The sequence below is a fragment of the Bradyrhizobium sp. Tv2a-2 genome, from assembly GCF_000472425.1.
Classification (GTDB): domain Bacteria; phylum Pseudomonadota; class Alphaproteobacteria; order Rhizobiales; family Xanthobacteraceae; genus Bradyrhizobium.
The window spans coordinates 481787-505494 of the sequence record NZ_AXAI01000002.1; the positions used below are offsets into that span (position 1 = coordinate 481787).

General features: G+C 60.9%; 21 protein-coding genes. 18 read left to right on the forward strand and 3 right to left on the reverse strand.

Annotated elements, in window-relative coordinates:
• Positions 1-6 precede the first annotated feature (6 nt).
• The 5 genes from A3AI_RS0105895 to A3AI_RS0105915 all read left to right on the forward strand — a co-directional run bounded on the left by A3AI_RS0105895 (position 7) and on the right by A3AI_RS0105915 (position 4582).
• Positions 7-744, forward strand: coding sequence for an SDR family NAD(P)-dependent oxidoreductase (locus tag A3AI_RS0105895; RefSeq protein WP_024514684.1), 738 nt, complete (start codon positions 7-9; stop codon positions 742-744).
• The gene (locus tag A3AI_RS0105900) at positions 741-1718 is read left to right on the forward strand and encodes an alpha/beta hydrolase (RefSeq protein WP_024514685.1); all 978 of its coding nucleotides are present in this window, start codon (positions 741-743) and stop codon (positions 1716-1718) included. Before A3AI_RS0105895 ends, A3AI_RS0105900 begins: the two co-directional genes overlap by 4 nt.
• 33 nt (positions 1719-1751) lie before the next feature.
• On the forward strand, positions 1752-3317 hold the full coding sequence (locus A3AI_RS0105905) for a class I adenylate-forming enzyme family protein (protein ID WP_051382296.1): 1566 nt from the start codon (positions 1752-1754) through the stop codon (positions 3315-3317).
• 226 nt (positions 3318-3543) lie between these two features.
• Positions 3544-4062 carry a hypothetical protein gene (locus A3AI_RS0105910; protein WP_024514687.1) on the forward strand — a complete coding sequence of 173 codons (519 nt, stop codon included), beginning with the start codon at positions 3544-3546 and terminating at the stop codon, positions 4060-4062.
• Between the two features lie 100 nt (positions 4063-4162).
• Positions 4163-4582 carry a nuclear transport factor 2 family protein gene (locus tag A3AI_RS0105915; RefSeq protein ID WP_024514688.1) on the forward strand — a complete coding sequence of 140 codons (420 nt, stop codon included), beginning with the start codon at positions 4163-4165 and terminating at the stop codon, positions 4580-4582.
• Positions 4583-4637: 55 nt separating this feature from the next.
• Here the strand turns inward: A3AI_RS0105915 and cysK are convergent, their stop codons facing one another.
• Positions 4638-5687, reverse strand: coding sequence for a cysteine synthase A (cysK, locus tag A3AI_RS0105920; protein WP_024514689.1), 1050 nt, complete (start codon positions 5685-5687; stop codon positions 4638-4640).
• Between the two features lie 355 nt (positions 5688-6042).
• Between cysK and A3AI_RS0105925 the strand changes: the two genes are divergently transcribed.
• From A3AI_RS0105925 to A3AI_RS0105940, 4 genes are all read left to right on the forward strand, one after another.
• On the forward strand, positions 6043-7467 hold the full coding sequence (locus tag A3AI_RS0105925) for a DUF1254 domain-containing protein (protein WP_024514690.1): 1425 nt from the start codon (positions 6043-6045) through the stop codon (positions 7465-7467).
• 82 nt (positions 7468-7549) lie between these two features.
• Complete coding sequence (locus tag A3AI_RS0105930; RefSeq protein WP_024514691.1) at positions 7550-7837, forward strand: DUF1330 domain-containing protein; 288 nt, start codon at positions 7550-7552, stop codon at positions 7835-7837.
• Positions 7838-8163: 326 nt separating this feature from the next.
• Positions 8164-8796 carry a FecR family protein gene (locus tag A3AI_RS45155; protein ID WP_024514692.1) on the forward strand — a complete coding sequence of 211 codons (633 nt, stop codon included), beginning with the start codon at positions 8164-8166 and terminating at the stop codon, positions 8794-8796.
• Between the two features lie 114 nt (positions 8797-8910).
• A complete protein-coding gene (locus tag A3AI_RS0105940) occupies positions 8911-11061 on the forward strand; it encodes a CHASE2 domain-containing protein (protein WP_084800835.1) in 2151 nt (716 codons plus the stop codon).
• Positions 11062-11422: 361 nt separating this feature from the next.
• Here the strand turns inward: A3AI_RS0105940 and A3AI_RS47275 are convergent, their stop codons facing one another.
• Positions 11423-11692: a hypothetical protein gene (locus tag A3AI_RS47275; protein WP_156927650.1), complete on the reverse strand. Its 270-nt coding sequence runs from the start codon at positions 11690-11692 to the stop codon at positions 11423-11425.
• Between the two features lie 267 nt (positions 11693-11959).
• Complete coding sequence (locus A3AI_RS47280) at positions 11960-12166, reverse strand: hypothetical protein (protein WP_156927651.1); 207 nt, start codon at positions 12164-12166, stop codon at positions 11960-11962.
• A gap of 380 nt (positions 12167-12546) precedes the next feature.
• Here A3AI_RS47280 and A3AI_RS0105955 point away from each other — a divergent pair, with 380 nt between their 5' ends.
• From A3AI_RS0105955 to A3AI_RS0105995, 9 genes are all read left to right on the forward strand, one after another.
• A complete protein-coding gene (locus A3AI_RS0105955; protein ID WP_024514695.1) occupies positions 12547-12990 on the forward strand; it encodes a YidH family protein in 444 nt (147 codons plus the stop codon).
• A gap of 65 nt (positions 12991-13055) precedes the next feature.
• On the forward strand, positions 13056-14549 hold the full coding sequence (locus A3AI_RS0105960) for an arylsulfatase (protein WP_024514696.1): 1494 nt from the start codon (positions 13056-13058) through the stop codon (positions 14547-14549).
• 116 nt (positions 14550-14665) lie between these two features.
• Positions 14666-15193, forward strand: a complete 528-nt coding sequence (locus tag A3AI_RS0105965) for a hypothetical protein (RefSeq protein ID WP_063615451.1) — start codon at positions 14666-14668, stop codon at positions 15191-15193.
• Between the two features lie 248 nt (positions 15194-15441).
• On the forward strand, positions 15442-16029 hold the full coding sequence (locus A3AI_RS0105970; protein WP_024514698.1) for a DUF2147 domain-containing protein: 588 nt from the start codon (positions 15442-15444) through the stop codon (positions 16027-16029).
• Between the two features lie 188 nt (positions 16030-16217).
• Positions 16218-16559 carry a hypothetical protein gene (locus tag A3AI_RS42280; protein WP_036047467.1) on the forward strand — a complete coding sequence of 114 codons (342 nt, stop codon included), beginning with the start codon at positions 16218-16220 and terminating at the stop codon, positions 16557-16559.
• A 295-nt stretch (positions 16560-16854) separates the two neighbouring features.
• A complete protein-coding gene (locus A3AI_RS0105980) occupies positions 16855-18447 on the forward strand; it encodes an ABC-F family ATP-binding cassette domain-containing protein (RefSeq protein WP_024514700.1) in 1593 nt (530 codons plus the stop codon).
• A 309-nt stretch (positions 18448-18756) separates the two neighbouring features.
• Positions 18757-20238, forward strand: coding sequence for a DUF1254 domain-containing protein (locus tag A3AI_RS0105985; RefSeq protein ID WP_024514701.1), 1482 nt, complete (start codon positions 18757-18759; stop codon positions 20236-20238).
• Positions 20239-20294: 56 nt separating this feature from the next.
• Positions 20295-21818: a DUF1254 domain-containing protein gene (locus A3AI_RS0105990; protein ID WP_024514702.1), complete on the forward strand. Its 1524-nt coding sequence runs from the start codon at positions 20295-20297 to the stop codon at positions 21816-21818.
• A gap of 285 nt (positions 21819-22103) precedes the next feature.
• A complete protein-coding gene (locus tag A3AI_RS0105995; protein ID WP_084800837.1) occupies positions 22104-23510 on the forward strand; it encodes a DUF1254 domain-containing protein in 1407 nt (468 codons plus the stop codon).
• Positions 23511-23708 lie beyond the last annotated feature (198 nt).

A 23708-nucleotide genomic window follows, 5' to 3' on the forward strand; every position in this document is an offset into this window, starting at 1 on the left:
ACCGCCATGACGGGCGCGCTCGCAGGACGTCATGCCATGATCACCGGAGGCGCCAACGGCATCGGCGCCGCGATCGCGCGCGCCTTTATCCGCGAGGGCGCGCAGACCACGATCATCGACCGCGATCGCCGCGCCGGCGAAACCATCGCCCGTGAATCCGGGCTGACCTTCATCGAGGCCGACGTCGCGGATACGGAAACCTTGCGGGCGCGCGTTGCCGCTGCCGGCGGTTTCGACATTCTCGTCAACAGCGCGGGCGTGGATCAGCATTCGTTTTTCGGCGAAACTTCGGCGCCGGAGTGGCGGCGCTTGCTGGCGATCAATCTGGAGGCAGTGCTGGCGACCACCCACGCCGTGCTGCCGGCGATGCAGGCGGCGCGCTTCGGCCGCCTGATCAACATCGCGTCCGAAGCGGGGCGTCTCGGCTCGCGTGGTGGTTCGGTCTATGCCGCGGCAAAGGGCGGTGTCATCGCCTTCACCAAGTCGATGGCGCTCGAAAATGCCCGCTACGGCATAACGGCGAATGTGATCGCTCCGGGCCCGATCGATACGCCGATGCTGCGCCGCGCGGTGGCTGCCGGCGGCGAGCGGCTTCTGGAAGGGATGAAGGGCGCCACGCTGCTGCAGCGCCTTGGAACACCAGAGGAGGTGGCCGCGGCGGCCGTGTTCCTGGCAAGCGACGCTGCCGGCTACATCACCGGCGAAACGCTCGGTGTATCAGGCGGCATGGGAATCGGCACATGACGGCAGCGACGCAGCCCAGGTCCGTCAATTCCGCCGCAGCCGATGACGTTGCTCCGATCGTGCAACGCCTGCGGGAGACCTACGCGCGCTGGACGCGGAGGACCCCGATCGAACAGATGCGCGACGATTGGGACGAGTTGTTCCGCAGCCGCGCGCAGCCTTGGCGGATCAACGGGTTTGAGGCCGGCGGTGTGGCCGCGGAGTGGATCATGGCTCCAGATGCGCGGGCGAACCGGACCATCCTTTATCTGCACGGCGGCGGGTTTCGCATGGGCTCGATCGACTCGCATCGCGATTTGATGCAGCGGCTATCCATCGCTGCCGGCGCCCGCGTGCTCGGCATCAATTATCGCCTCGGGCCGGAGCACGTGTTTCCGGCGGCGGTGGAGGACGCGCTGTCGGGATATCGCTGGCTGCTCGACAGCGGTGTGCGCTCCGGATCGATCGCTTTCGCCGGCGACTCCGCCGGTGGAGGCCTGGTACTCGCCTGCATGTTCGCGGCGCGGGCGGCAAATCTGGAATTGCCGTCGGCCGCCTGTTTGATGTCGCCATGGACCGATCTCGCTGCGACCGGGGCGACGTTCCTGTCGCGCGCCGATGTCGATCCCCTGCATCAGCGGCCGATGATCCTGAGCATGGCAAAGGCCTATCTTGGCCCATCAGGCAATCCTCTCGATCCCCTGGCTTCGCCGTTGTACGGCGATCTTGAAAGGCTGCCGCCCTTGCTGATCCAGTGCGGCGACTGCGAGACGATCCTCGATGACTCCGTTCGTTTGGCCGACCGCGCCGCGAAGGCCGGCGTCGCTGCTGAGCTCGAGGTCTATCCGTCGATGATCCATGTCTTTCAGGCTTACGGTGAATTACACGCAGCCCGGCAGGCGCTCGCCAGTGCCGGTCGATTTCTCGGTCGATATTTTACGGAACAGGACAAGCGGCCCCCAGAAGGCCGCGGCGACACGCGCGATTGCGGGTGAATGGTGCCGGCAAGCGGTGAGAGGGAGGGATTGATGACTTTTGCGCGCGACCTGGTGAAGGCTGCCAGCCGAAACTATCCGAACAAGACCGCATTCATCTGCGGTGACCGACGTGCCACCTGGGCGCAAATGGACCAACGCTCCGACCGTCTTGCCAAGGCGCTGCAAGGACTCGGGCTGAAGAAGGGCGATACGGTCTCGACCTTGTCGCAGGAACGGATCGAGATTCATGAGCACTTCTACGCCTGCATGAAGACCGGCGCCATCCGCATCGGGGTCAACGCGCGATATGTCTGGCGCGAGATCGAACATGTGCTGCGCGACAGCAGGACCCGGTTTCTGTTTGTCGAAGATCGCTGCGTGCCTCTGATCAAGGATCACCTCGCGGAGCTCGAGGCGATGCGGATCGTCCTGATCGGTATCGGCACCAGGGCGCTGGCCTACGAACAGGAGGCGCTGATCGCCTCAGCCGAAGGCGAGCCGGCCTGGCCCGCGCTCGCGCCTGACGATCCCCTGTTCTACAGCTACACGTCGGGCACCACAGGCTTTCCGAAAGGCGTGATCCTGACGCAGCAGGGCGTGGTCGACGCCATCCTGTTCTCGGTCTCCTCCTTCGGCTTCTCCCCCGACGACGTCTGGTACAATCCATCGGCGTCGGCCTGGGTCACCATCGTCATGAGCAGCTTCAACCTGGCCAACGGAATGACCACGGTGATTCCGGACGGCGGCTTCCGGATCGATCAGTTCCTGCTCGATGTCGGGCGCTTCGGCGTGACCAGCGTGATCTTGGTGCCGACGATGATCCAGTGGATCATCAACGAGCTCCGCTCCAGGAGCTATGACCTGTCGTCGTGGCGGTTTCTGATCTACGGCTCGGCGCCCTCGTCGCCGGCGCTGATCCGCCAGATGCGGGAGGTCCTGCCCTGCGATCTGGTGCAGACCTATGGTCTGACCGAGATAACCGGCGGGTGGGCCACATATCTCTCCGAAAAGGATCATCGGGAAGCGCTCGCGCGGCGTCCCGAATGGCTCAAGTCGGTTGGGCGCTTCGGCCCGCATTTCGAATGCTCGATCCGGGACGCCGACGGCAAGCGCGTGCCGCCGAACACGCAAGGCGAGGTCTGGATCCGTGGCACGGCGGTTATGAAGGGCTATCTCAACCGCCCGGAGGAGACGGCCGATGTGATGCGCGAGGGCGGCTGGCTGTGCACGAACGACATCGCGCAGATGGACGAGGACGGTTTTCTCTATCTGCTCGACCGCAAGAAATTCATGATCATCAGTGGCGCCGTCAATGTGTTTCCCGCGACCGTGGAAGCGGTGCTCGCCGAGCACGACGGCATTGCAGAGGTCGCCGTCGTCGGCGCGCCGCATCCCCAATGGGGCGAAGCCGTCGTCGCTTTTGTGCGGGCCAAAAGCGGCCACGCCGGCCTGACCGGGCGCGAGATCATGGACTTCTGCGCCGACAAGCTGTCAAAGCCGGAAATTCCGAAGCATGTTATCTTCGTCGAGGAGTTGCCGAAGACCTCCAACGGCAAGATCATGAAGCAGCCGCTCAAGGAACGGCTGCTTCGCGAGCCGTCTTTGCTTCCGTGGTGAGGCGGTTGAAGGAACGCCAGTTCGGAACCCTGCAGGACGCCGCCGCAACGGACGGCGAATACAAGTGAATCAATGCGGCTTTTTGTCTCCCGGCCTTCTACTGCCGAAACCGCGCTTGTTACAGGAAATTAATCCTCTCGCCAGTTTCGCGTAACATCTGGGTGCCTATCTCCAGCGCGCGTTCGAACTCGCAACTTATTCACGCGCGGTTGTCTGGGGATTCAACGTGAGCCGAATTTTGAAATCCGTGGCATTCATGCTGGCGGCGATCTACTTGTTGGTGGATGCGGTCTTTATGACCATTGCTCGACCATTCGCCAACGGGATTGCCGGACACAAGTTACTCGGAAGCCTTCGCGTCCGGATAACTTCGCTGGGCCCTTATCCCACCCTGGCCTTGTTTGCCGTGCCTCTGATCGTTCTTGAACCGGTCAAGCCGGTTGCCGCTTATTTGGCCGGCACGGGCCACATCACGATCGGCGTGACAGTCCTCGTCGTCGGCGAGGTGCTGAAGCTTGTGATTGTTGAACGCCTCTTCAGCATCAGCCGTCACAAGCTCATCTCGATACCCGCATTTGCTTGGACGTATGCGAGGTACGTGCAGGCCTCGGGATGGCTGACATCGTTCGAGGCATGGCAGGCCGCACGGCGCTGGACACGTCTCGCCCGACACGCCGTTCGCAGTTCCGTTGGGGAGGTGAGAGCTTTCCGGGGATTTAAACGCGCCTCGTGCCAGCACGGCTAACGGCGCCGTGCGATACCTTTTCCATCGCTGTCGAAAGCATCCGGGCGCGGTTCACACGGCCATTTGCTGACGGCAGGTCCAGTCCGGGAAATCCGATATGATGGCAGAGCACAGTCTCTGGCGTTTCTCGCGCGCGCTGCATCGCGCGATCAATGAGCGCCAGTCCGATGATCTGGAGACCTACATCGATGAAGACGTCGATTGGGTGATCTATGGCCCTATCGAACTGTTTCCGTTTCTTGGCGCCCGCCACGGTAAGGCTGCCGTGCTCGAGGTGTGCCGGCAGATCTCCGAAAACGTGCGAGTCCATCGCTTTGATCGCGAGTCGCTCATGCTGGGCGAGGATACGGCCGCATCGATGATGCGCTATTCCTTGACCGCGTTGGATTCGAATAAGCCGATCAATTTGCGGCTCGCTCATTTTGCGCGATTTAAGGCCGGCCGGCTGCTCAATATTCGTGTTCTTCTCGACTCCCATGAGCTGGTGGCACAGGCCCTCGGAGGGCCAATGCACAGATAGTGCTATCAGCGATGTCCGCTTTTGAGCCGATCCCGTCGAGATCGCGCTTCAACGACTACGGCTGGAACCGAGCCGTCGGCGTCGAGTGCGAAATCTTGAGCTCTTCCTCGTTCATGTCGGCAGAGACATCGGCGAACAGTGGCGTGCTAAGGTAACGTTCGCCGGTGTCAGGCAACATGCAAAGAATATTTGCACCCTTCTCTGCCTGCGCCGCGACCTTGAGCGCGCCCGCCATTGTTGCGCCCGAGGTGATGCCGACAAATATACCTTCCTTGGTCGCAAGCTCCTTGCTGCATCGAACCGCCTCGGGGCCGGGAATCGGCAGTATTCGATCGATGACCTTCATCATGACGGCGTCATCGGTCAGCTTCGGAATAAAATCGGGCGTCCAACCTTGCATCGGGTGCGGCTTGAAAATCGGATGCGGCATCGCCGGCGTACCATCCGGATTGCGCTTTTGCTCGACGCCGCTGCCCAGCAGCTGCGCGTCTTCGGGCTCACAGACGATGATCCTGGTTTCGGGGCGCTCCTTGGCGAGCACCCGCGCAACGCCCTTCAGCGTGCCGCCGGTCCCATAGCCTGTCACCCAATAGTCCAGTCGCTCTCCCCCGAAATCGTCCAGGATCTCGATCGCCGTGGTTCGGGAGTGGAAGTCGGGATTGGCTTCGTTCTCGAATTGTCGCGTCATGAACCAGCCGTGCGTCTTGGCAAGCTCGATCGTCTTGTTGATCATTCCGACCGCCCGGTCCGCCGCGGGCGTCACAACGACCTTCGCGCCCAGGAATCGCATGAGCTTGCGCCGCTCGATGCTGAAAGTCTCGGCCATTGTGACCACAAGGGGATAGCCCTTGGCAGCGCAAACCATCGCAAGACCAATTCCCGTGTTGCCGCTCGTCGCCTCGATTACGGTTTGACCCGGTTTCAGCTCGCCCGATTTCTCGGCGGCTTCGATAACGCCAAGAGCCAGCCGATCCTTAACCGAGCCGAGCGGATTGAAGGCCTCGATCTTCACGAACAAATTGACTCCCGCGGGAGCTAGACGATTGATCCGCACAACGGGTGTGTGGCCGACCGTCTCAAGGATGTTCTGATATCTATGGCCCATAGTGCCTCCGGTGGCGCATTTGCTGAAAGGCAAAGCTGAAAGTATCGCCGATTGGCAAAGAATACCGGAATTGAACCTTTAGGCAATTGGGCAGACCTACCCTAAGCGCCGCTCTTCGCGCCATCGCTGACGGCTCATTCGGTGATGTCTTCAACTCGACCGCCAAGGCCTTCCGCCTTTTGGCTCAGCTAGAACATGCGAAAGCCTATGGCACCCAGTCTCTGCCGAATGTGCATAGCGCGGATACGGCCTTTCACCCAAGCTCCGACCAAACCGAAGACGTAGGCCGCCAAGCTGGGACCATGCCTTCGTCAAGCTGCGCCACGGGTCCTTGGTCGCCAATGGGAGATGTCCAATGAAGGTCACGCGACGAACTGTAACGGTTGCTGGTTTAGGCCTGCTCGCCAGCGCCTCGCCGAGTGCTGTGACGCGAGCGGAATGGGGCGAATTCAATTTTGGCGAAGGACTTGAAGACTTCTGGCTGGCCACCGAGGCCTACATTTATGGCTATCCGCTAGTAACCATGGAGATGACCCGCCGGGTCGTCACCAACGTTGCGAAGCCGGAGGGCACCCGTGCCCCGATGGGGCAGCTGATCAAGCTGCGTGAATATCCCAACGCTTCCTTCCGCGACGTGACTGCGCCGAATGCCGATACGCTCTATACCACTGCGTTCTTCGATGTCGGCAACGAGCCATGGGTTCTGAGCATCCCGGACATGAAGGATCGCTATTACCTGATGCCGATGCTGGACGGCTGGACCAATGTGTTTCAGGTTCCCGGCAAACGCACGACCGGCACCGGCGCACAGACCTACGCGATCACTGGCCCCAATTGGAGTGGGACGCTGCCGGCCGGCATCAAGCAATTCAAATCACCTACCAACATCGTATGGCTGCTCGGCCGCATCTATTGCACCGGCACGCCGGAAGACTATGCGGCGGTGCACGAGTTGCAGGACGAGTGCAAGCTGGTACCCCTGAGCGCATACGGCAAGCCATATACGCCGTCCGAGGGAAAGGTCGATCCCTCGATCGACATGAAGATGGCGGTGCGCGACCAAGTGAACCGCATGGACGCGGTGGCCTATTTCACACTGCTCGCGCAGCTCATGAAAGCCAATCCGCCGTCGCCTGCCGACGCCCCGGCGCTCGCCAAGTACGCCAAGATCGGGCTGGTGCCGGGCAAGGATTTCGATGCGAGCAAGCTGCACGCCGATTTCGTCAAACGCATCCCGCAGGTCGCCTTCGACCGGATCATGCTCCAGTTCAAGATCAACAAGGACGTGAAGGACATCAACGGCTGGGGCTATACCACCAAGACCGGCCTCTATGGCACCGACTATCTCATGCGCGCGCTGGTCACCGCTATCGGTCTCGGCGCCAACCGCCCGCAGGATGCGGTCTATCCGACCTCGCTGAAGGATGTAGAGGATCGCGCCTACGATGGGGCCCACAAGTACGTCATGCGCTTCGCCAAGAACGAGCTGCCGCCGGTCGAGGGCTTCTGGTCGCTCACGATGTACAACGCCGAATACTTCTTCGTAGCCAATCCGATCAATCGTTACTCAATCAGCGCGCGGCAGAATCTCAAGTCCAACCCCGATGGCTCGGTCGACCTCTTGATCCAGAAGGACTCGCCGGGCGCCGACAAGGAGGCGAACTGGCTTCCCGCTCCTGACGGCAAGTTCATTCTCATGCTGCGCATGTATTGGCCGGACGAAAACGCGCCGTCGATTCTCGACGGGACGTGGACAATCCCTCCAGTGAAGAAGGTGTGAGCGGAAGCCGCGCATTGCGATGCAAAGACCACGACGCTTGCATCGCTCACAACCGCAATGCGATTGGAAAGAGGCCTTGACCATGTCTGCGTATTTTATCGTTCAAGCTACGATTACGAACGAACCCCAATATCAGAAGTATCGTGAGGCGGTCGTCCCGTTCATCGCCAAGTTTGGTGGTAAGCTCACCGCAAGAGGCGCCAAGGTGGAAGTGTTCGAAGGCGAACATGATACGCGACCGGTGGTCATGTTCGAATTTCCGACAATGGAGGCCATCCAGGCGTTCTGGAACTCACCAGACTACGTGCCGATCAAAAAGCTGCGCGAGGGTGCCGCCACCATAAATGTTTGGGCGTTCCCTGGGATTTGAATACAGCGATATACAAGATGATCCGGCGCACGCCCCAACAGCGCGGACGGCGCCGGATCGATTTCCACCATGAGAAAACATGCACGCATTCTCGGGACACCAGCGCCGCGAGTGGCCTCACGGCCGTCCGAATGCGCTTAGTTAGGCGGGTGTTCCGCTTTTGCGGCGCCGGTCATCGGGGTAATATGTCAATTGTAACAGTGCTCGCCTGCCGACAGGCTGAAGCGCCGGCAACTTGTGAACCCGGTGACAGAACGCACCGCTGGTATCTCCGACAATGACAGTTTATTGCACCCCTGGAACATCGAACTAGCGGGGATTTGACGATGACCGGACCTGGCGAGGTCAAACGCGACCGTTCCTGCAATCGACGCTGGCTTCTTCGCCAGGGAGGGCTGGCGGTTCCGTTCATTCTTTTTCTCAGACCAGCGCGTGCGGTCGAGCCGGTTGGCTCGGTCGAAGACGTGACAGGCCAGGCATTCGGCGAACTCGATTCGGTCAGCCGCACGCTTGATAAAACCGCGCCGGTTTTTCTCAGTGAGGAGATCGTGACCGGCGCGGCGTCGCGCCTGGGGATGCGGCTCGGCCGCAATACGACGGTGAGGCTTGGCGAACAGGCGCGGCTGAAGATCGATCGGTTTCTGGTCGATGCTGGCGGGGAGATAACGCTGAACGCGGGGCCGATGCTGCTTGATGAGCGGCCGCACCACACCGGAGTGCAAATTCGCAGTCCGTTCGCGCTGATCGCGGTGCGCGGCACACGATTCTTCGCAGGGCCCAGCAATGATCGTTTCGGCGTCTTCGTTGCCCGCGGCTCGGTGACGGTGAGTGCGGCCGGTCAGCAAGTGACGCTGCGCCAGGGCGAAGGTACCGACATTGTCTCGCCCGGCACGCCGCCGACCCCGGTCAAACGGTGGGCGCCTGAGCGTATCCGCGCCGCGCTCGCGAGCGTCAGCTGACTATCTTGAGGGGACTGGCTTCCACGTTGGGCAAGCAGGCTGCCAAACGAGAGGCCATTTCACCGTCGTCGTCGCAAACTGGTCTGTTCGGAGTGATCGCGCTGCAGCACGTCAATGGGTAGGATGCGTCGGGCACTGCGGCAGCGCCTGCCGGTCGCGGCGGGCCTGGTGATGCTGGCTGCCTTGCTGGCAGCCGCCAGTCTGCTGCCGCGAACCATGCGCGAAGGGCTGCGCGACAGCGCCTTCGACCTCGTGCTCGCCGGCGAACAGGGGCTGCACAGGCCCGTGGCATCAGACCTGAAGGTGATTGTTGTCGACATCGATCGTGCGTCCATTGATGCTTTGGGCCCGTGGCCGTGGCCGCGGGAGACGATGGCGCGGCTTGTCGTGGCGGTGGCGAACACACGGCCGGCTGCGATTGCAATCGATGTGCTGTTCGCCGAGCCAGACGACCGCTCGCCGGCGGCACTGGCCCGACGGCTCGGATCGGTGACCGGTCACGCCGAGATCAGCGCGCTGGCAGAAAGCTTGCCGGACGGTGACAAGCGGTTGGCACAAGCAATCAGCAGCGTCCCGGTCGCGCTCGGCTTTGTGCTCGATCCCGATGGCGACCACACATTGCCGGGGGCCTCGATCGTCAGCCGTGGGTCGCCGCCCTTCGACGATGTATGGCAGGCCACGGGGGCCGTCGGGCCGGCGCCGCCGCTCGCGGCCGCAGCGCGGGGACTGGGAGCCCTGTCGCTGCCCGGCAGCAGTGATGGTGCCATCCGGCAGGTCCCGGTCTTCGTCGCCGTCGGTCGCGTGTTGATGCCGGGTCTCGCTGCCGAGGCGCTGCGGCTAGCATCCGGTGCGTCAAGCTACCTCATCGAGGGCGAGCCTCCGACACTGGAGGTAGGTAGCAGGCGGGTGGCGTTGTCGCGCGATGGGTTACTCCGGCTCGCGCCGGTATCGCCGCAGCGTCACGTCGGCCGCACGCTCTCCGCGATCGATGTCCTCGAGGGAAAGGCTGACCGGGGGCGACTGAAGGACGCGGTGGTGCTGCTAGGCGGTTCCGCGCCAGAGCTCAACGGCCTGCGCAAAACGCCTGCGGACCCGCTGACGCCCTCAGTGCAAATCCAGGCCGATGCGGTCGAGCAGATGGCCGCCGGCCGCGTGCCGAGCCCGCTGCCTGCCGCGCCGATCGCGGATCCGTTGACTGCGCTCGTCATCGGCGCGCTTGCCATCGTGCTCGGCACGGCCTTGTCCCCGGCTGCCGGCAGCGCAATCCTGGGCGGCACGATCGCGGTTCTGTGGATCGCCGCATTCGCCCTGTCGGGACTCGCGGATCGCCTCGTCGATCCACTGACGCCATCCATTGCGGGGGCCCTGGTGTTCGCCGTGACGGCCGGCACCGCATATTCGGTGACGCGCAGGCGCGAGGCGTTGCTCCACCATCGGCTTGAACAGCATCTTTCGCCAGCAGTCGTGCGGCGTATCGTCGAACGCCCGGACCTGGTCAAGTTGAGCGGCGAGCGGCGTGAGATCACCTCGCTGTTCACGGACATCGAGGATTTCACTGCTACGATGCATCGCGCCGGTCCTGAGGAGCTGGTCACAACGCTTGACCGGTATTTCGAAAGCGTCGCCGGCATTGTGATCAATCATGGCGGCATGATCGACAAGATCGTCGGAGACGGCGTGCATGCTCTCTTCAATGCGCCGCTCGACCTTGAGGAGCATCCGCAACGCGCCGTCGAATGCGCGATCGCCATCCAGGCCTGGAGCGAGGGCTTTCGCCGCGACGCGCCTGCCGCGGCAATCGGGCTTGGCCGCACGCGAATCGGGATCGAGACCGGACCCGCCATCGTTGGTGACGTCGGCATTCAATCCAAACTCGACTACACGGCTCACGGTGATAGCGTGAACATGGCGGCGCGGCTTCAGGCCTGCAACAAGGAGCTCGGTTCGACGATCTGTGTCGGGCCTGATGCAGCCGCGCGATGCGATGCATCGTTGCTACGTCCACTTGGCCAGCTGGCAGTCCGCGGTCGCGAGGAGCCGATCGCGGTCTTTGAGCCCTGGCCGGACGACGCGGCGCCCGCTTGGCGCGAGGCATATCTGAAGGCCCACGCCATGCTCGGGATTGATGTAACCCGCGCCACTATGCTGCTGCAGAAGCTGATTGCCGAGCGCCACGCGGATCCGGCGATGCGCCGGCTCGCCGAGCGATTGCCCTCGATATCCAGGTCCGGTCAATCGTCAGCGCCGCTCACTCCGCCGAGGTGACCATAAGTCGCGGAATGTCTGATGTATCGCGCCATCGTCTTACAGCCGGCCGGTTTGGCTCGATTTGTCCGCCATTCAGTCGGGCCGAATGCAACGTTGCGCATGTTGGAGGCGGGCATTGCCGCGCTCGCAAATAGAGTGCGGCGTTGGGATGGTTAGCACCTCGACGGTGCTATGCCCTTGGCTGCAGGCGGACTCGGAAGGGTCCGCCTGTAGCTTTTTGGATTCTACGGACACCAATCCCAGAAGCCCTGTCGCTGCGTCCAGTCGGTGTAATACCAGCAAAGGCCAGCCGCTGGCGGAGGACCGGCCCAAGCCGCGGCGCTCGCCGCCGCGATGAAGCCAATCGCTGCACCTGCGGCTATCGCACCGCCTGGGCGCCAAGTGTAGCGGCGGGGACGGGCCCAAGCGCCAGCACGGGGCGGCCGATGAACGGCGGGCGGTCGGGGTCGATGAGACGGACGATTTGCAGCTGGCGGCCGGGGCCGATTAGCAGCCGGTGGGCGCGGTCGGTTTGCTGCCGGTGGCCGAGGCCGATTTGCAGCCGGCGGACGAGGCCGATTTGCAGCTGGTCGACGTTGAGCACCGCCCTGCCGACGCTGCGCGCTGAAATCGGTCGCAACCGCGGCATTCGCCGATGCAGCCATGGCCAGATCATCCACGGGCAACGCTAAAGCCATAGCTGCCGCCAGCAAGCTTGCACCTAAATTTCGACAAGTCATCTGTCCTCCGTTTTCTTTTTGGTTCCATTCGCCCTAAGCGATGGCACCGTGATCATCTTCGCATTCGAAAAGATGATCAAGCAGATGACCGATGAGACCCGGATACGTGGATGGCGTCCGGCAATAACGAGGGCGGCAGGCTGGCTGACATCGGCTCGGATACAGGCCGCGAGCGATCACTTCAGATCGTTGGGAATCCATTCATCCGCGATTGAATCCCAGTGATGGGTATCGTCGAATCGTTTCCAGGGCGGCTTCGGTTTGCTGTCATCGCGCTCCTTTCGCCACACAAACATTGACGAGAAGTCAGCACAACCCAAAAGAGCCGTCATCCAGTCTCGCGTGTAATTTCCGGAGTTTCGGTTGTTGATCGCCTTTAGCATCCCGCGCCTCCTCAAAAGTGAGAAGCTAAACCAATGCTAGCTCGCCCAAAAGCAGACAAATGTGAACGGCTTCACATTTCAAAATGAACTTGTCCGGCGGACCCCGAACCCGAGGGGTGCCGCGCACCTGAGGCGTTCAGGTCGTATACTGACCCCTCGGCGAACTGGCTGCCAGCTCAATCGAGCGCTTTGCGCCGCAAGCTGCCAACCGCTTGAGGTATTCCGTTCGATGTTTTGACGGAAGGTTCGCAGGTATAGCAGACCGAAGTGCTCAATTCGAGTTTTGGCATCTATTGATCTAGATCAACGATAGTTGGGCGAGGCCCCTTCATTTCCTTGCGACATAGACTCGGTGAGCCGTCGGCAGCGAGGCAACGCGTATGGCCGAATTACATCATGCCGATAGTGCTGACAGGTTTGAAGTCAGGGTAACGGCTGACAGCCATTTCGGGTGGATCCGAACCCGCCTTAGCCTCGAACGCACCATGATGTCATGGGTGCGCACTGCCGCCGCGCTGATCGGCTTCGGATTCGCTATCGTCCAATATCTCGACCGCTTGCAGCAGCTTCCGGACGCGCGGCCGGCTTATTTCCCGAATGCCCCGCGGGGCCTCGGGCTTGCGTTGATCGGTTGCGGGATCCTAGCTCTTGCCGTCTCGCTCCGCCAGTACTGGTGGACAGCGCGATACCTATCGGGAGGCACGTTCGCTCCGATCGCAGGAATGAGAACAGACGGAATGCAGTCGCCTGTTGTGGCGATCGCCATTCTGCTTTTTTGCATAGGCCTGTTTGCTTTCTTTGCCGTGCTGTTTCGGGTCGCATGATCGCCGAGGCAACGGTTGGAACCTACAACGCGCAAAAACCGGACACGAACGCAAAGGAGACCTAGATGGCTAGGCCAGGCAAACCAAACATTCTCATCCTATGGGGGGATGATATCGGTTGGTGGAACATCAGCTACAACAACCGTGGCCAGATGGGTTATCGAACCCCCAACATCGATCGCATCGGTCACGAAGGAGCGACTTTCACTGACTACTATGGCCAGCAGAGTTGTACAGCGGGCCGCGCGGCGTTCATAACGGGCCAAAACCCGATCCGTACCGGTTTAACCAAGGTTGGAATGCCTGGAGCCGATGTGGGTCTCCGTGCAGAGGACCCGACGATCGCCGAGTTACTGAAGCCGCGGGGCTACGTCACCGGTCAGTTCGGAAAGAATCACCTTGGGGACAAGGACGAATTCCTTCCGACCATGCACGGTTTCGACGAGTTCTTCGGCAATCTGTACCACCTCAATGCCGAGGAGGAGCCGGAGGATCCCGACTATCCCAAGAACCCGACATTCAAGCAGCGGTTCGGTCCGCGCGGCGTCCTGCACAGCTGGTCTGACGGCAATGGACGGCAGAGGATCGAAGATACCGGCCCGCTGACGAAGAAACGCATGGAGACGATCGATGAAGAGGTCACCGAGCACGCGCTGAACTTCATCGACAAGGCTCACAAGAATGGCACGCCGTTCTTCTTGTGGTACAATACCACTGGAATGCATTTCAGAACGCACTGCGCGCCGAAGCACAAGGGTAAGAGCGGTCAGGGCGATTATAACGACGTCATGGTCGCACATGACGAGAACATCGGCAGGATGCTCGCGAAGCTCGACGAGCTGGGCATCACTGACGATACCATCGTCATGTACTCGACCGATAACGGTCCCCATTACAACAGCTGGCCAGACGGCGGCATCACGCCATACCGTAGCGAAAAGAACACCAATTGGGAGGGCGGATGGCGTGTGCCGGTTTTCGTCCGTTGGCCAGGCCAGATCAAAGCAGGCTCGGTGTTCAACGACGTCGCCTCGCACCAGGACTGGTTACCTACGCTGCTGGCCGCCGCGGGAGAGCCGGAGATTACCTCGAAGCTCTTGCAAGGCCACAAGGCGGGAGACAAGACCTTCAAAGTGCATATCGATGGCTATAATCTGCTGCCGTATCTGACGGGGACCACGACCGAGGGTCCGCGGAAGTTTTTCTTCTACATCAGCGACGACGGCGACATCCTGGCGATCCGGATGGGCGACTGGAAAGTCGTGCTCATGGAACAAAGGGCCAAACAGCTGATGTGCTGGTTCGAGCCATTCGTGAAACTGCGGGCTCCGAAGATGTTCAACCTCCGGCGTGACCCATTTGAACGGGCCGACGAGAACTCCAATACATACTGGGACTGGGTGATATCGCACGCCTATCTTCTCTACGAAATGCAGGGACTGGTTGCCCAGCAAATCCAGGACTTCGTGCGCTTCCCGCCGCGGCAGAAACCTGCAGCATTCAATCTCGACGAGGTACTTCGGAATCTGCAGGAAGCTTCTAGTAGCGCCAACCACTAGAGGAAGACACTGCCCGACGAGCCCGTCGCCGAAAGGATGCGTCCAGGCGTCACTTTCGGCGACGTACGTGTTCGCTGCCATTGTTCTGTGGTCGGTAACCGTCCTCAAGAGAATCCATGGCTAGGACCCAAATGGAAAAGTCGGTATATCGCGAGCGCTTCGTCACCGAATTGCGCGAATTCGCTATTCTGGCGGCTTACCTCTTCATCTGCTTCACCGCACTTTTGGCGTACAAAGCTGCGCTCCTGAAAGTCTACGGCGTAAGCTTCGCTCCATGGGTTCTTGCAGCGATCAAGGCTTTGGTGTCAGCCAAATTCTTGCTGATCGGACGCATGTTTGGGCTCGGTGACGGCCTGACCCAAAAACATCCGCTGATCATCTCGACGCTCTACAGGTCGTTCGCCTTCCTGGTCGTGCTGATATGCTTGACTGCCATCGAAGAAGTCATCCTGGGGCACCTCCGCGGGGAATCAATCGCCGATTCGCTAGCAGGCCTCGCCGGCGGCACGCTGTGGCAAGTGATCGCGACCAGCTTCATTGTGCTCCTCATACTGATTCCCTGGTTCGCCTTTCGAGCAGTTGGAGAAGTTATCGGCGATGCAACGCTCGTCCGGCTGTTTTTTGAATCGCGACAGAAACACTGAGTCATGCTGCACCGTGGCTTTCGTCCGGCGAGGGCGGCGTGTTGGGATTTGCCGCTGAATGGCCTGGCGGCTCGCGCCGTGATACCGTCGCCACGCGGCAACAACCAATGATCTGCCCTCCGCACGAGTCTGACGGGGTGCCCTTTCTCGCCACGACCTTAGCTTTATACCAGCTGCCCGCAAAATGGCCGTAGTCTGCAGCAATTGAAGGGGGCGTTGAATTCGACGGATTGGTCGAGGTGACAACGATGCGGAATTGGTCTTTCGGACTTCGGCGATTGCTGTCGCTGATCGTGGGCCTGACCCTTTGGGTGGCCGCTGCTTGGCCTGCTGCGGCCGAGCCCTCCGCGGCGGGCCTGTGGCAGAAGATCGAGAACGGCGAGCCCCGGCTTTACGTATTGGTCGTCGATCACAACGGCGTCTTCGAGGGCGTGATGGCGAAACTGTTCCCCAGGCCAGGCAGTACTACGGGCCCGAGGATCTGTTCGGAGTGCACGGACGACCGCAAGAACGCGCCCTGGCTCGGGATCTCCTTCGTCCGCGACATGAAGCGCAATGGTCTGAATTATGAGAACGGCAACGTGCTCGATCCCCGCGACGGCAAGATCTACAACGCCAAGATGACCTTGAGCCCGGACGGGCAGACCTTGACGCTGCGCGGCTATATCGGCATTTCGCTGCTCGGCCGCGACGAGACCTGGACCCGCCTGCCGGATAGCGCCATCGCCCAAGTCGATCCCGCCATCGTTGCCAAATATCTCCCCGCGCATGGCGCCGCGATGAAGCCGCCCGCCACGACACCGGGGATGCAGAGAAAGATGGCGCCAGCACATTAGCCGTTTCTATCAAGGCTGGCTTGAACGCGGGCTGGGCGACGGACTCGTTGATGAAGGCCGATGCTGGTCACCGCCATCGGATTCCACCAAAGCCGCGTTTTGACCCGGACCTGACAAAGCTTCGAGTTTCGCGGTGTCAAAGCTGGTGTATCATCGGCGATCCTACAAGACGGAGAGCGACGGTCAAAATGTCCGATCCTTCTGCTCCCCCGGAATTGGAGAAGCGGTCAACCGGGACGACAGCTTCTGCGCCCCTCAAATTTTCGGTCGTGCGACTTGCACTCGCATTTGGCGTTGCTGGTCTGTCCGATGTCATTGGTGCTTTCACCAGCTTGGCGCCGCCGATCGGATGGGTAGTCGATGTCGTGACGGCCGCGCTGTTGTTCGTCGTGCTGGGCTGGCAATGGTTGCTTCTGCCGGGGCTGGTCCTGGAGGCGATACCGGGCGTCGGAGTACTTCCATTCTGGTTGCTGGTGGTGGGAGCAGTTGTTGTCTTTGGCACGCCTCGGCCGAAGATTGGACAGCACTGAGGCGTCGTTCCTTGTTGCCCTCTATGAGAAGTTGGCCCTGAGATGAGGCTCACGCTTGCTGGCCAGAGACGCTCTCGCGCCGGGCCGCTGCTTGCGGACCGCTGATTATGGTGCCACCAGATGGGAGCTTCGCCGGCCGTCTGATCGAGGGACTTGTCGCACTTGGATTGCCCTCGTATATGTGGCGCTGGATGCCCAACCCATCGAGAGGCATTCGTTTCGACAGGATGTGCAGCAATGGATTTCAACCCGACCGTAACGCCAGTTCGCCTTGCCACCGGGGAAATCCATATCCATGCCTGCCTCGATCACCCTCTCCAATCTTTCATGGTCCACGCCTGACGGGCGTTCGCTCCTTTCCGATCTCGAACTGAGTTTCGCCCCGGTACGGACCGGGCTTGTCGGCCGCAACGGCGCCGGGAAGACCACGCTCCTCAGGCTGATCTCCGGTGACGTGCGCCCTCACTCCGGTATGGTCACCGTCAACGGCACTCTGGGCGTCCTGCACCAAACGATTCAGCTCGATCCGAGCGAAACCGTCGCCGATATCTTCGGTATCGGCGAGGCGTTAGCCCTTCTCCGCCGCGCGGACAGCGGCGAGGCCACCGCTGAGGAACTCGCGAACGCCGATTGGACGCTGGAGGCCCGCGTCGCGTCCGCTCTCGGTCGCGTCGGGCTGGACGTGCGGCCCGAAACGCCTTCGGCGACATTGTCGGGCGGGCAGAGCACGCGGGCTCGTCTGGCAGCGCTCATCTTCGCAGGGCCTGACTTCCTGCTCCTGGACGAACCGACGAACAACCTCGACCGGGAGGGACGCACGGCGGTGATCGACTTTCTCGCCAACTGGCGGAGCGGGGCGATTATCGTCAGCCATGACCGGGAGCTGCTCGAAACCGTGGATGCGATCGTCGAGCTGAGTTCGCTGGGAGCCACACACTATGGCGGCGCTTGGAACCACTATCGCGAACGCAAGGCCCTTGAGCTCGCCGCCGCTCGGCACGATCTGGCGAACGCCGAGAAGCGCGTTGCCGAGATCGATCGAAGGGCGCAGGAAACCACCGAGAGGCAGGCGCGCAAGGACCGTTCAGGCCAGAGGAAACGTGCAAAGGGTGACATGCCACGTATCCTCGCGGGTACGCGCAAGGACCGCAGCGAGGACACGAGCGGTGAGAATGCCCGTCTCGCGGAGCGGCGTCGCGCGCAGGCTCTGGAGGTTGCGGCCTCCGCTCGCGAGCGCATCGAAGTGCTTCAGCCACTCTCGGTCGTTCTCCCACCGACGTACCTGCCGGCGAGCAAGACGGTCCTGATGATCGATGCCGCAAGCGTCGGTTACGAGCCGCAACGGGCGATCATCAGGAATCTCTCGTTTTCCATCACCGGACCTGAACGCGTCGTCGTCGTCGGCCCCAACGGCTCCGGCAAGACGACGTTCCTGGCGCTCGTCACCGGGCAGTTGCGGCCATGGACCGGGACCGTACGGGTCATGACCGACTTTGCGATGTTTGATCAGCGGGTGAGCGTGCTCGAGCCTTCGGCCTCGGTTCGGGACAACTTCCGGCGCATCAACCCGGAGGCTGGCGAAAATGCCTGCCGGGCGGCTCTGGCCCGTTTCATGTTCCGGGCCGACGCCGCGCTACAGGTCGTCTCCAGCCTGAGCGGCGGGCAATTGCTGCGCGCTGGACTGGCCTGCGTTCTGGGTGGACCAACTCCGCCCTCACTCCTGATCCTGGACGAGCCGACCAACCACCTGGACATCGACTCCATCGCAGCGGTCGAGGCCGGATTGCAAGCCTACGACGGCGCGCTGCTGGTGGTCAGTCACGATGAACAGTTCCTGAAGGCCATCGCAGTTTCACGCCGGCTGGATCTCGCAGACGCGCGGACCTGATTTGGTGATCTCTGCGATCGAATGTCGCAAGTTTCTCTTTGATGACGGCATTCGTCCCATGGTTTGCCGCAGTGATGTGCGCGAGTGAACCGGTCGGCGGATAGGCTGATTTGGCGAGCATCGTGGCTGTTGTCAGCGGCGCGACACGATCGCGCCCGACGGGGCAAATCGCTTCCGTTGCCTTCCTCCCGGTTTGGCACAAAACGCACAGCGCGGCGCAAGCGATTGAGTACATTAAGGCGACGCAGCGTTCGAATAGGAGAGGGCGCTCGTCGGGATGTTCCCGATCTCCAGTCAGTGAGGAACACAATGAGAAGCGGAAGTTCGATCCTGTCGTCCGCCCTGTTGATTTCGTCGCTGTGCGTGCCCGTGTTCGCGCAACAGGACCAGACGGCGCCGCCCCTGGTCAAGCAGATCAATAACGGGAACTGGCTGCCGCAAAAGGAAGCGGAAGACCTGCGCGACGAGCTGTTTTATCAGCGCGCGGTTCACACCTACATGACCATGCTGCCCGCGCTGAACACGATCGGAATGCGTGACGGCTCGGAGGCGGTGTTCGGCAAAGGCTACAACGTTCTGCCGATCTGGAAGGAGCGCATGGATTCGCGCACCTGGGTGCCGACACCGAACGCCGATGTCATCTATTCCATGAGCTATCTCGACCTGAAGGAGACCGGTCCGCTGGTCGTTGCCGCGCCGCGCGACGTCATCGGCATGTTTACCGATTTCTTCCAGCGCACGATCACGGATGTCGGACTGATCGGACCGGACCGCGCACGTGGCGGCCTCTATCTGCTGCTGCCGCCGGATTATGACGGCGAGATCCCGCAGGGCTATTTTGCGTTCAAATCCAAAACCTACAACGTCTTCCTGTTCTTCCGCACCATCATGCCGAAGGGCGACAACGGGCCTGATCCGAAGCCGGCAGTCAAGCTTGCCGAGCAGACCCGGGTGTACCCACTCTGGGCACCGGAGAAGGACGTCAAGCCGATGCAGTTTCCCGATGGCAGCGGCAAGCAAATCAATATGATGTATCCGGTCGACAATACGTTCTGGACCAAGCTCAAGGCATTCGTCGATTACGAACCGATATCGGCGATCGATCCTGAATTGCGCGGCGTGCTCGCCTCAATCGGCATCATCAAGGGACAGCCGTTCAATCCGACACCGCAGCAACAGGCGCTGCTGCAGAAGGCTGTCGTGACTGCGCCGAAAATGATCCTGGCCCTTCGACAGCTCGGCAGGCCGGACGAGCGGGATCGCTACTACAAGGATCGGCAATATCTGAACACTTGGGCCAGCGGCACGTCCGAATGGCTGCAAGACAGCTATCTCGATGTGAACCAGCGCGCCAGCTACTTCCAGATCGCTTATTCCTCGGCTCCTGCCATGGTCATGAGAACGCTGGGAGCCGGGTCGAAATATCCATTCACGCTACGGGACGCGAGCGGCGAATTCCTCAACGGGTCGAACACCTACAAGCTGCATTTGCCGCCCGATCCACCAGCGGCGCTGTTCTGGGCCGTCACTGCCTACAACATCACCGATGGGACCATGGTCGAAGCTCCGCAACTGATGCCGTCGATCAACGGATACAACAAGGTTGCGACCAACGGTGATGGTTCGGTCGATCTGTGGTTCGCTCCCGCAAAACCCGCCGACGCGCCTGCGTCGAACTTTATCCAAACCGTCGGTGGACGGAACTTCCTGGTCGCGCTGCGCCTCTATGGTACGGGCGTCGAGTTCTTCGATCAGACCTGGAAGCCGGACGACGTCGTGAAGATGAAATAACTTCTGAACGCGATTGCGATGCGATGGAGCCGCGATGGTTGCAAGAGGAGTGCACAATGAAAAAGACTTCTGTCGATGATCTCAGCACGAGCCGCCGCGACGCGATCAAGAGTGGCCTTGGCGCGGCTTCGCTCGCCGCCCTGGGGGCCCCAGTCGCGGTTTCGACCGCAACGATCGCCATTGCAAGCACGGCTAAGGCTGCTGAACAGCCTTCGTATGACAGTGACGTGACGGAGCCGGCGACAGGCATCGTAATGTTTCCGGACTACGCGAGGACGATCGCGCAGTTCGCTTATGTCTGGGGTTGGCCCATTGTAAACATGATGAACCGGAGGGCCGCGATCACGCAGGCCCCGCAACCGGCCCATCTCAATGGCGTTCTGCCTGCCGCGCCGCGCGGCCAGATTGCGATGCTCGCCGACTACATCGAACCATCCGAATCTTTCGTGACATGTCCTAACCAGGATGTCGTCTATGGCCTCGGGTTCTTCTCGCTCGATGAGGAGCCTGTGGTCATCCAGGTGCCGGATTTCGGCGAACGCTTCTGGGTCTACGCCCTTTATGATGCGCGAACCGACCAGTTCGGCCAGCTCGGTAAGCCCTATAACTCGAGGCCCGGCTTCTATTTGCTCGTCGGCCCGAATTGGAAAGGTCTCAAGCCTGTTGGCATCACGGAAATCATCCGCTGCTCCACGTCGCTCGCAAACGCCATTCCAAGAGTGTTCCAGGATGACACGGCGGAGGACAAGAAGGCGATTCAGCCGGTTATCAACCAGGTAGTCGCCTATCCGCTGAAGGATTTCACCGGAAAGATGAAGACCATCGAATGGAGCAAGGTCCCGAACATTCAGGGTCCAGCATCGAACGGGGAAGAAACGAAGTGGGTGGTGCCGGAGAAGTTCTTCGATGAGTTCGGCGAAGCCATCGACCTTGTCGATCCGTTGCCCGGCGAGGAGGCCCTCTACGCGCAATTTCGCCTGTTGCTCGACTCCGCGGCCAAGGACCCAGAGCTGAAAAAGGCGCTGGTTGCGACAGCCGTCGACACGGAAGAGAAAGTCATCGAGCAGTTCTTCCAATGGAAGCACAATGGGCGCCCGGCTGGTAACGGGTGGAACCGCTCCACCAACAATGCGCAGTTTGGCATCGATTATTTCGACCGAACCGGGACCGCGAAGTCGAACATGTTCGATAACAGGCCGACCGAAACGCAATATTTCTACACCGATTATGACGGCGCGGGCACCGAACTGTCAGGGGCTAACAATTATGAGATCACGTTCGCGGCGGGACAGGAGCCGCCGGTCAACGGCTTCTGGTCATTGACACTGTACAACGACAGGCATCTCTTCAACGCGAACGAACTCAAGCGCTACTCGCTCGGCACCAAAAACAAAAACCTCAAAAAGAATAGCGACGGCTCGCTGACGCTCTATGCCGGCGCGAAGTCTCCCGGCAAGGACAAGGAAGGCAACTGGCTGCCGGCGCCGGATGGGCATTTTTCACTTTACATCCGTGCCTACTGGGGCAAGGAGGGCATCCTCGACGGCTCGTGGACACCGCCTGTCATTCGAAAAGCCTGAGGGTGTTCGAGTTCAGCGCCGCTCGCAAGGCGCTGCTGTCATGGAGCAGCGCCTCGCGAGCGTGCATCGACTTCGACTTGCGGTCGCGATCTGGTCCTGCAAGCGCCGAACGACCACTTTCAGAGGAAATGCGGACATGGCCCCAAGCACATCCTGGCGACCGCTTTTTGCCCAACTCAGACATCTCGGCCCGTTAAACTCCTCATGGGCTTATTGCGCAAGTTGCAACCCTAAATCAGTAAGCTAATCTTCTCTGTAGGCCGGGGATATCGGAGGGCTGATCAGATGAGAGCGACTCTAATCGCGTTTATGCTGCTGGGGTCGATTGCGGCCGCCAAGGCCCAGACGTCCCCGAATGATGCAGACAGCCGCTTAGTAGAGAGCCGCGCGGTCGAAGCCATGATTTGGGGCATGCCTGCGGTCAATCTCGACCTGATGTATCAGGCGATGGTTCGCGAGACCAAGGGCAGCTACAACCAGATAGTCTACTGGTCTCGTTTGCCCGACTGGAAGAACCAGACGCTCACGCCAAACCCCGATTCCATCTATCTGATGCCTTTCATCAATACGAAAGCTGTCGGGCCGGTCGTCATCGAAATTCCGCCCGCGGACGAAGGTTCGATCAATGGCACCATCATGGACGGCTGGCAGATGCCGCTCGAGGACGTCGGCCCGGCCGGCGTAGACAAGGGCGCGGGCGGCAAGTATCTGATCCTGCCGCCGGACTATAAAGACAAGGTGCCTGAAGGCTATATCATCCTCCCATCGGTGACCTATCGGGCGTACGCGCTGCTGCGGTCGATCTTGAAAAGCGGCAGCAATGCCGATGTCGCCAAGGCCGCCGCCTATGGCCGGCGCATCAAGGTCTATCCCCTGTCCCAAGCGGCGAGCCCGCCGCCGACAACGTTCGTCGACGCCATCGATGTCGTTTATGACGCGACGATTCCCTACGACGTGCGCTTCTACCAGTCACTTGATCGCGTCGTGCAGGCGGAACCGTGGCTGACCCGCGACAAAGCGATGATCGACCAGTTGAGATCGATCGGGATCGAGAAGGGCAAGCCGTTCAATCCGGATCATTCGACACAAGCGATCCTCAACGGCGCCGCACGCGAGGCGCATGCGTGGTTCGAAAACCGATATGAAGGTCTCTTTCATCCATTCTTCCAATCCAGCCGATGGGCTTTGCCCGCCTTGCCCGACTATATCAAGGCGGCACCGAGCGGATATACCGATCCGGATAGTTACCCACTCGACAGCCGCGGCCTCGTCTTCACGTTCGCCTTCTTCTCGCCGAAGCATCTCGGCGAAGGTCAATTCTACCTGATGACGATCAAAGACAAGGACGGCGACCATTTCGATGGCGGCAAGACTTACCGGCTGACAGTGCCAGCCAACGCGCCTGTCAAGCTCTATTGGTCGGCGACCGTCTACGACCGTGTCACCCACGCCCTTATCCGCGACCAGTCGCGCGCGAGCCGCTCGTCGCAGAACGTCGGATTGCAGAAGAACACAGACGGTTCGGTTGATATCTATTTCGGGCCGAAGGCGCCGGCTGGGAAGGAGACGAACTGGGTGCCAACGGTTGCTGGCAGCGGCTTTGAGGTGCTGTTTCGCCTCTACGGTCCGGAGCAATCATTTTTCGAGAAGAAGTGGGTATTGCCCGACATCGAGAAGGTGGTCGCACAATGACCGCTGTCATACTTCGCCACCTATTTGTGGGGCGCAGGACATGTCCGAAGTTAGGCCAGAGGCTTGACCGGCGCGTTTGACACCGCGCGGACCTATGACGGATTGGCGCTGGCGAGAGCATTAGCCGGCCCAAGAGGCGTCCGCCGTCCATCAGCAGATTATCCTTGGCTGTAAGCGCGATCGGCCCTATGCCTGTCG

Excerpts from the sequence above, each read along its gene's own strand:
- A3AI_RS47280 (WP_156927651.1), bottom strand. The coding sequence starts at position 12,166 with ATGCTAAAGGCGATCAACAACCGAAACTCCGGAAATTACACGCGAGAC.
- A3AI_RS0105980 (WP_024514700.1), top strand. The coding sequence starts at position 16,855 with ATGCCTGCCTCGATCACCCTCTCCAATCTTTCATGGTCCACGCCTGAC.
- A3AI_RS45155 (WP_024514692.1), top strand. The coding sequence starts at position 8,164 with ATGACCGGACCTGGCGAGGTCAAACGCGACCGTTCCTGCAATCGACGC.
- A3AI_RS0105925 (WP_024514690.1), top strand. The coding sequence starts at position 6,043 with ATGAAGGTCACGCGACGAACTGTAACGGTTGCTGGTTTAGGCCTGCTC.
- A3AI_RS0105895 (WP_024514684.1), top strand. The coding sequence starts at position 7 with ATGACGGGCGCGCTCGCAGGACGTCATGCCATGATCACCGGAGGCGCC.
- A3AI_RS0105990 (WP_024514702.1), top strand. The coding sequence starts at position 20,295 with ATGAAAAAGACTTCTGTCGATGATCTCAGCACGAGCCGCCGCGACGCG.
- A3AI_RS0105930 (WP_024514691.1), top strand. The coding sequence starts at position 7,550 with ATGTCTGCGTATTTTATCGTTCAAGCTACGATTACGAACGAACCCCAA.
- A3AI_RS0105965 (WP_063615451.1), top strand. The coding sequence starts at position 14,666 with ATGGCTAGGACCCAAATGGAAAAGTCGGTATATCGCGAGCGCTTCGTC.
- A3AI_RS0105900 (WP_024514685.1), top strand. The coding sequence starts at position 741 with ATGACGGCAGCGACGCAGCCCAGGTCCGTCAATTCCGCCGCAGCCGAT.
- A3AI_RS0105995 (WP_084800837.1), top strand. The coding sequence starts at position 22,104 with ATGAGAGCGACTCTAATCGCGTTTATGCTGCTGGGGTCGATTGCGGCC.
- cysK (WP_024514689.1), bottom strand. The coding sequence starts at position 5,687 with ATGGGCCATAGATATCAGAACATCCTTGAGACGGTCGGCCACACACCC.
- A3AI_RS0105940 (WP_084800835.1), top strand. The coding sequence starts at position 8,911 with ATGGGTAGGATGCGTCGGGCACTGCGGCAGCGCCTGCCGGTCGCGGCG.
- A3AI_RS0105970 (WP_024514698.1), top strand. The coding sequence starts at position 15,442 with ATGCGGAATTGGTCTTTCGGACTTCGGCGATTGCTGTCGCTGATCGTG.
- A3AI_RS0105955 (WP_024514695.1), top strand. The coding sequence starts at position 12,547 with ATGGCCGAATTACATCATGCCGATAGTGCTGACAGGTTTGAAGTCAGG.
- A3AI_RS0105905 (WP_051382296.1), top strand. The coding sequence starts at position 1,752 with ATGACTTTTGCGCGCGACCTGGTGAAGGCTGCCAGCCGAAACTATCCG.
- A3AI_RS0105960 (WP_024514696.1), top strand. The coding sequence starts at position 13,056 with ATGGCTAGGCCAGGCAAACCAAACATTCTCATCCTATGGGGGGATGAT.
- A3AI_RS42280 (WP_036047467.1), top strand. The coding sequence starts at position 16,218 with ATGTCCGATCCTTCTGCTCCCCCGGAATTGGAGAAGCGGTCAACCGGG.
- A3AI_RS0105985 (WP_024514701.1), top strand. The coding sequence starts at position 18,757 with ATGAGAAGCGGAAGTTCGATCCTGTCGTCCGCCCTGTTGATTTCGTCG.
- A3AI_RS47275 (WP_156927650.1), bottom strand. The coding sequence starts at position 11,692 with ATGCCGCGGTTGCGACCGATTTCAGCGCGCAGCGTCGGCAGGGCGGTG.
- A3AI_RS0105915 (WP_024514688.1), top strand. The coding sequence starts at position 4,163 with ATGGCAGAGCACAGTCTCTGGCGTTTCTCGCGCGCGCTGCATCGCGCG.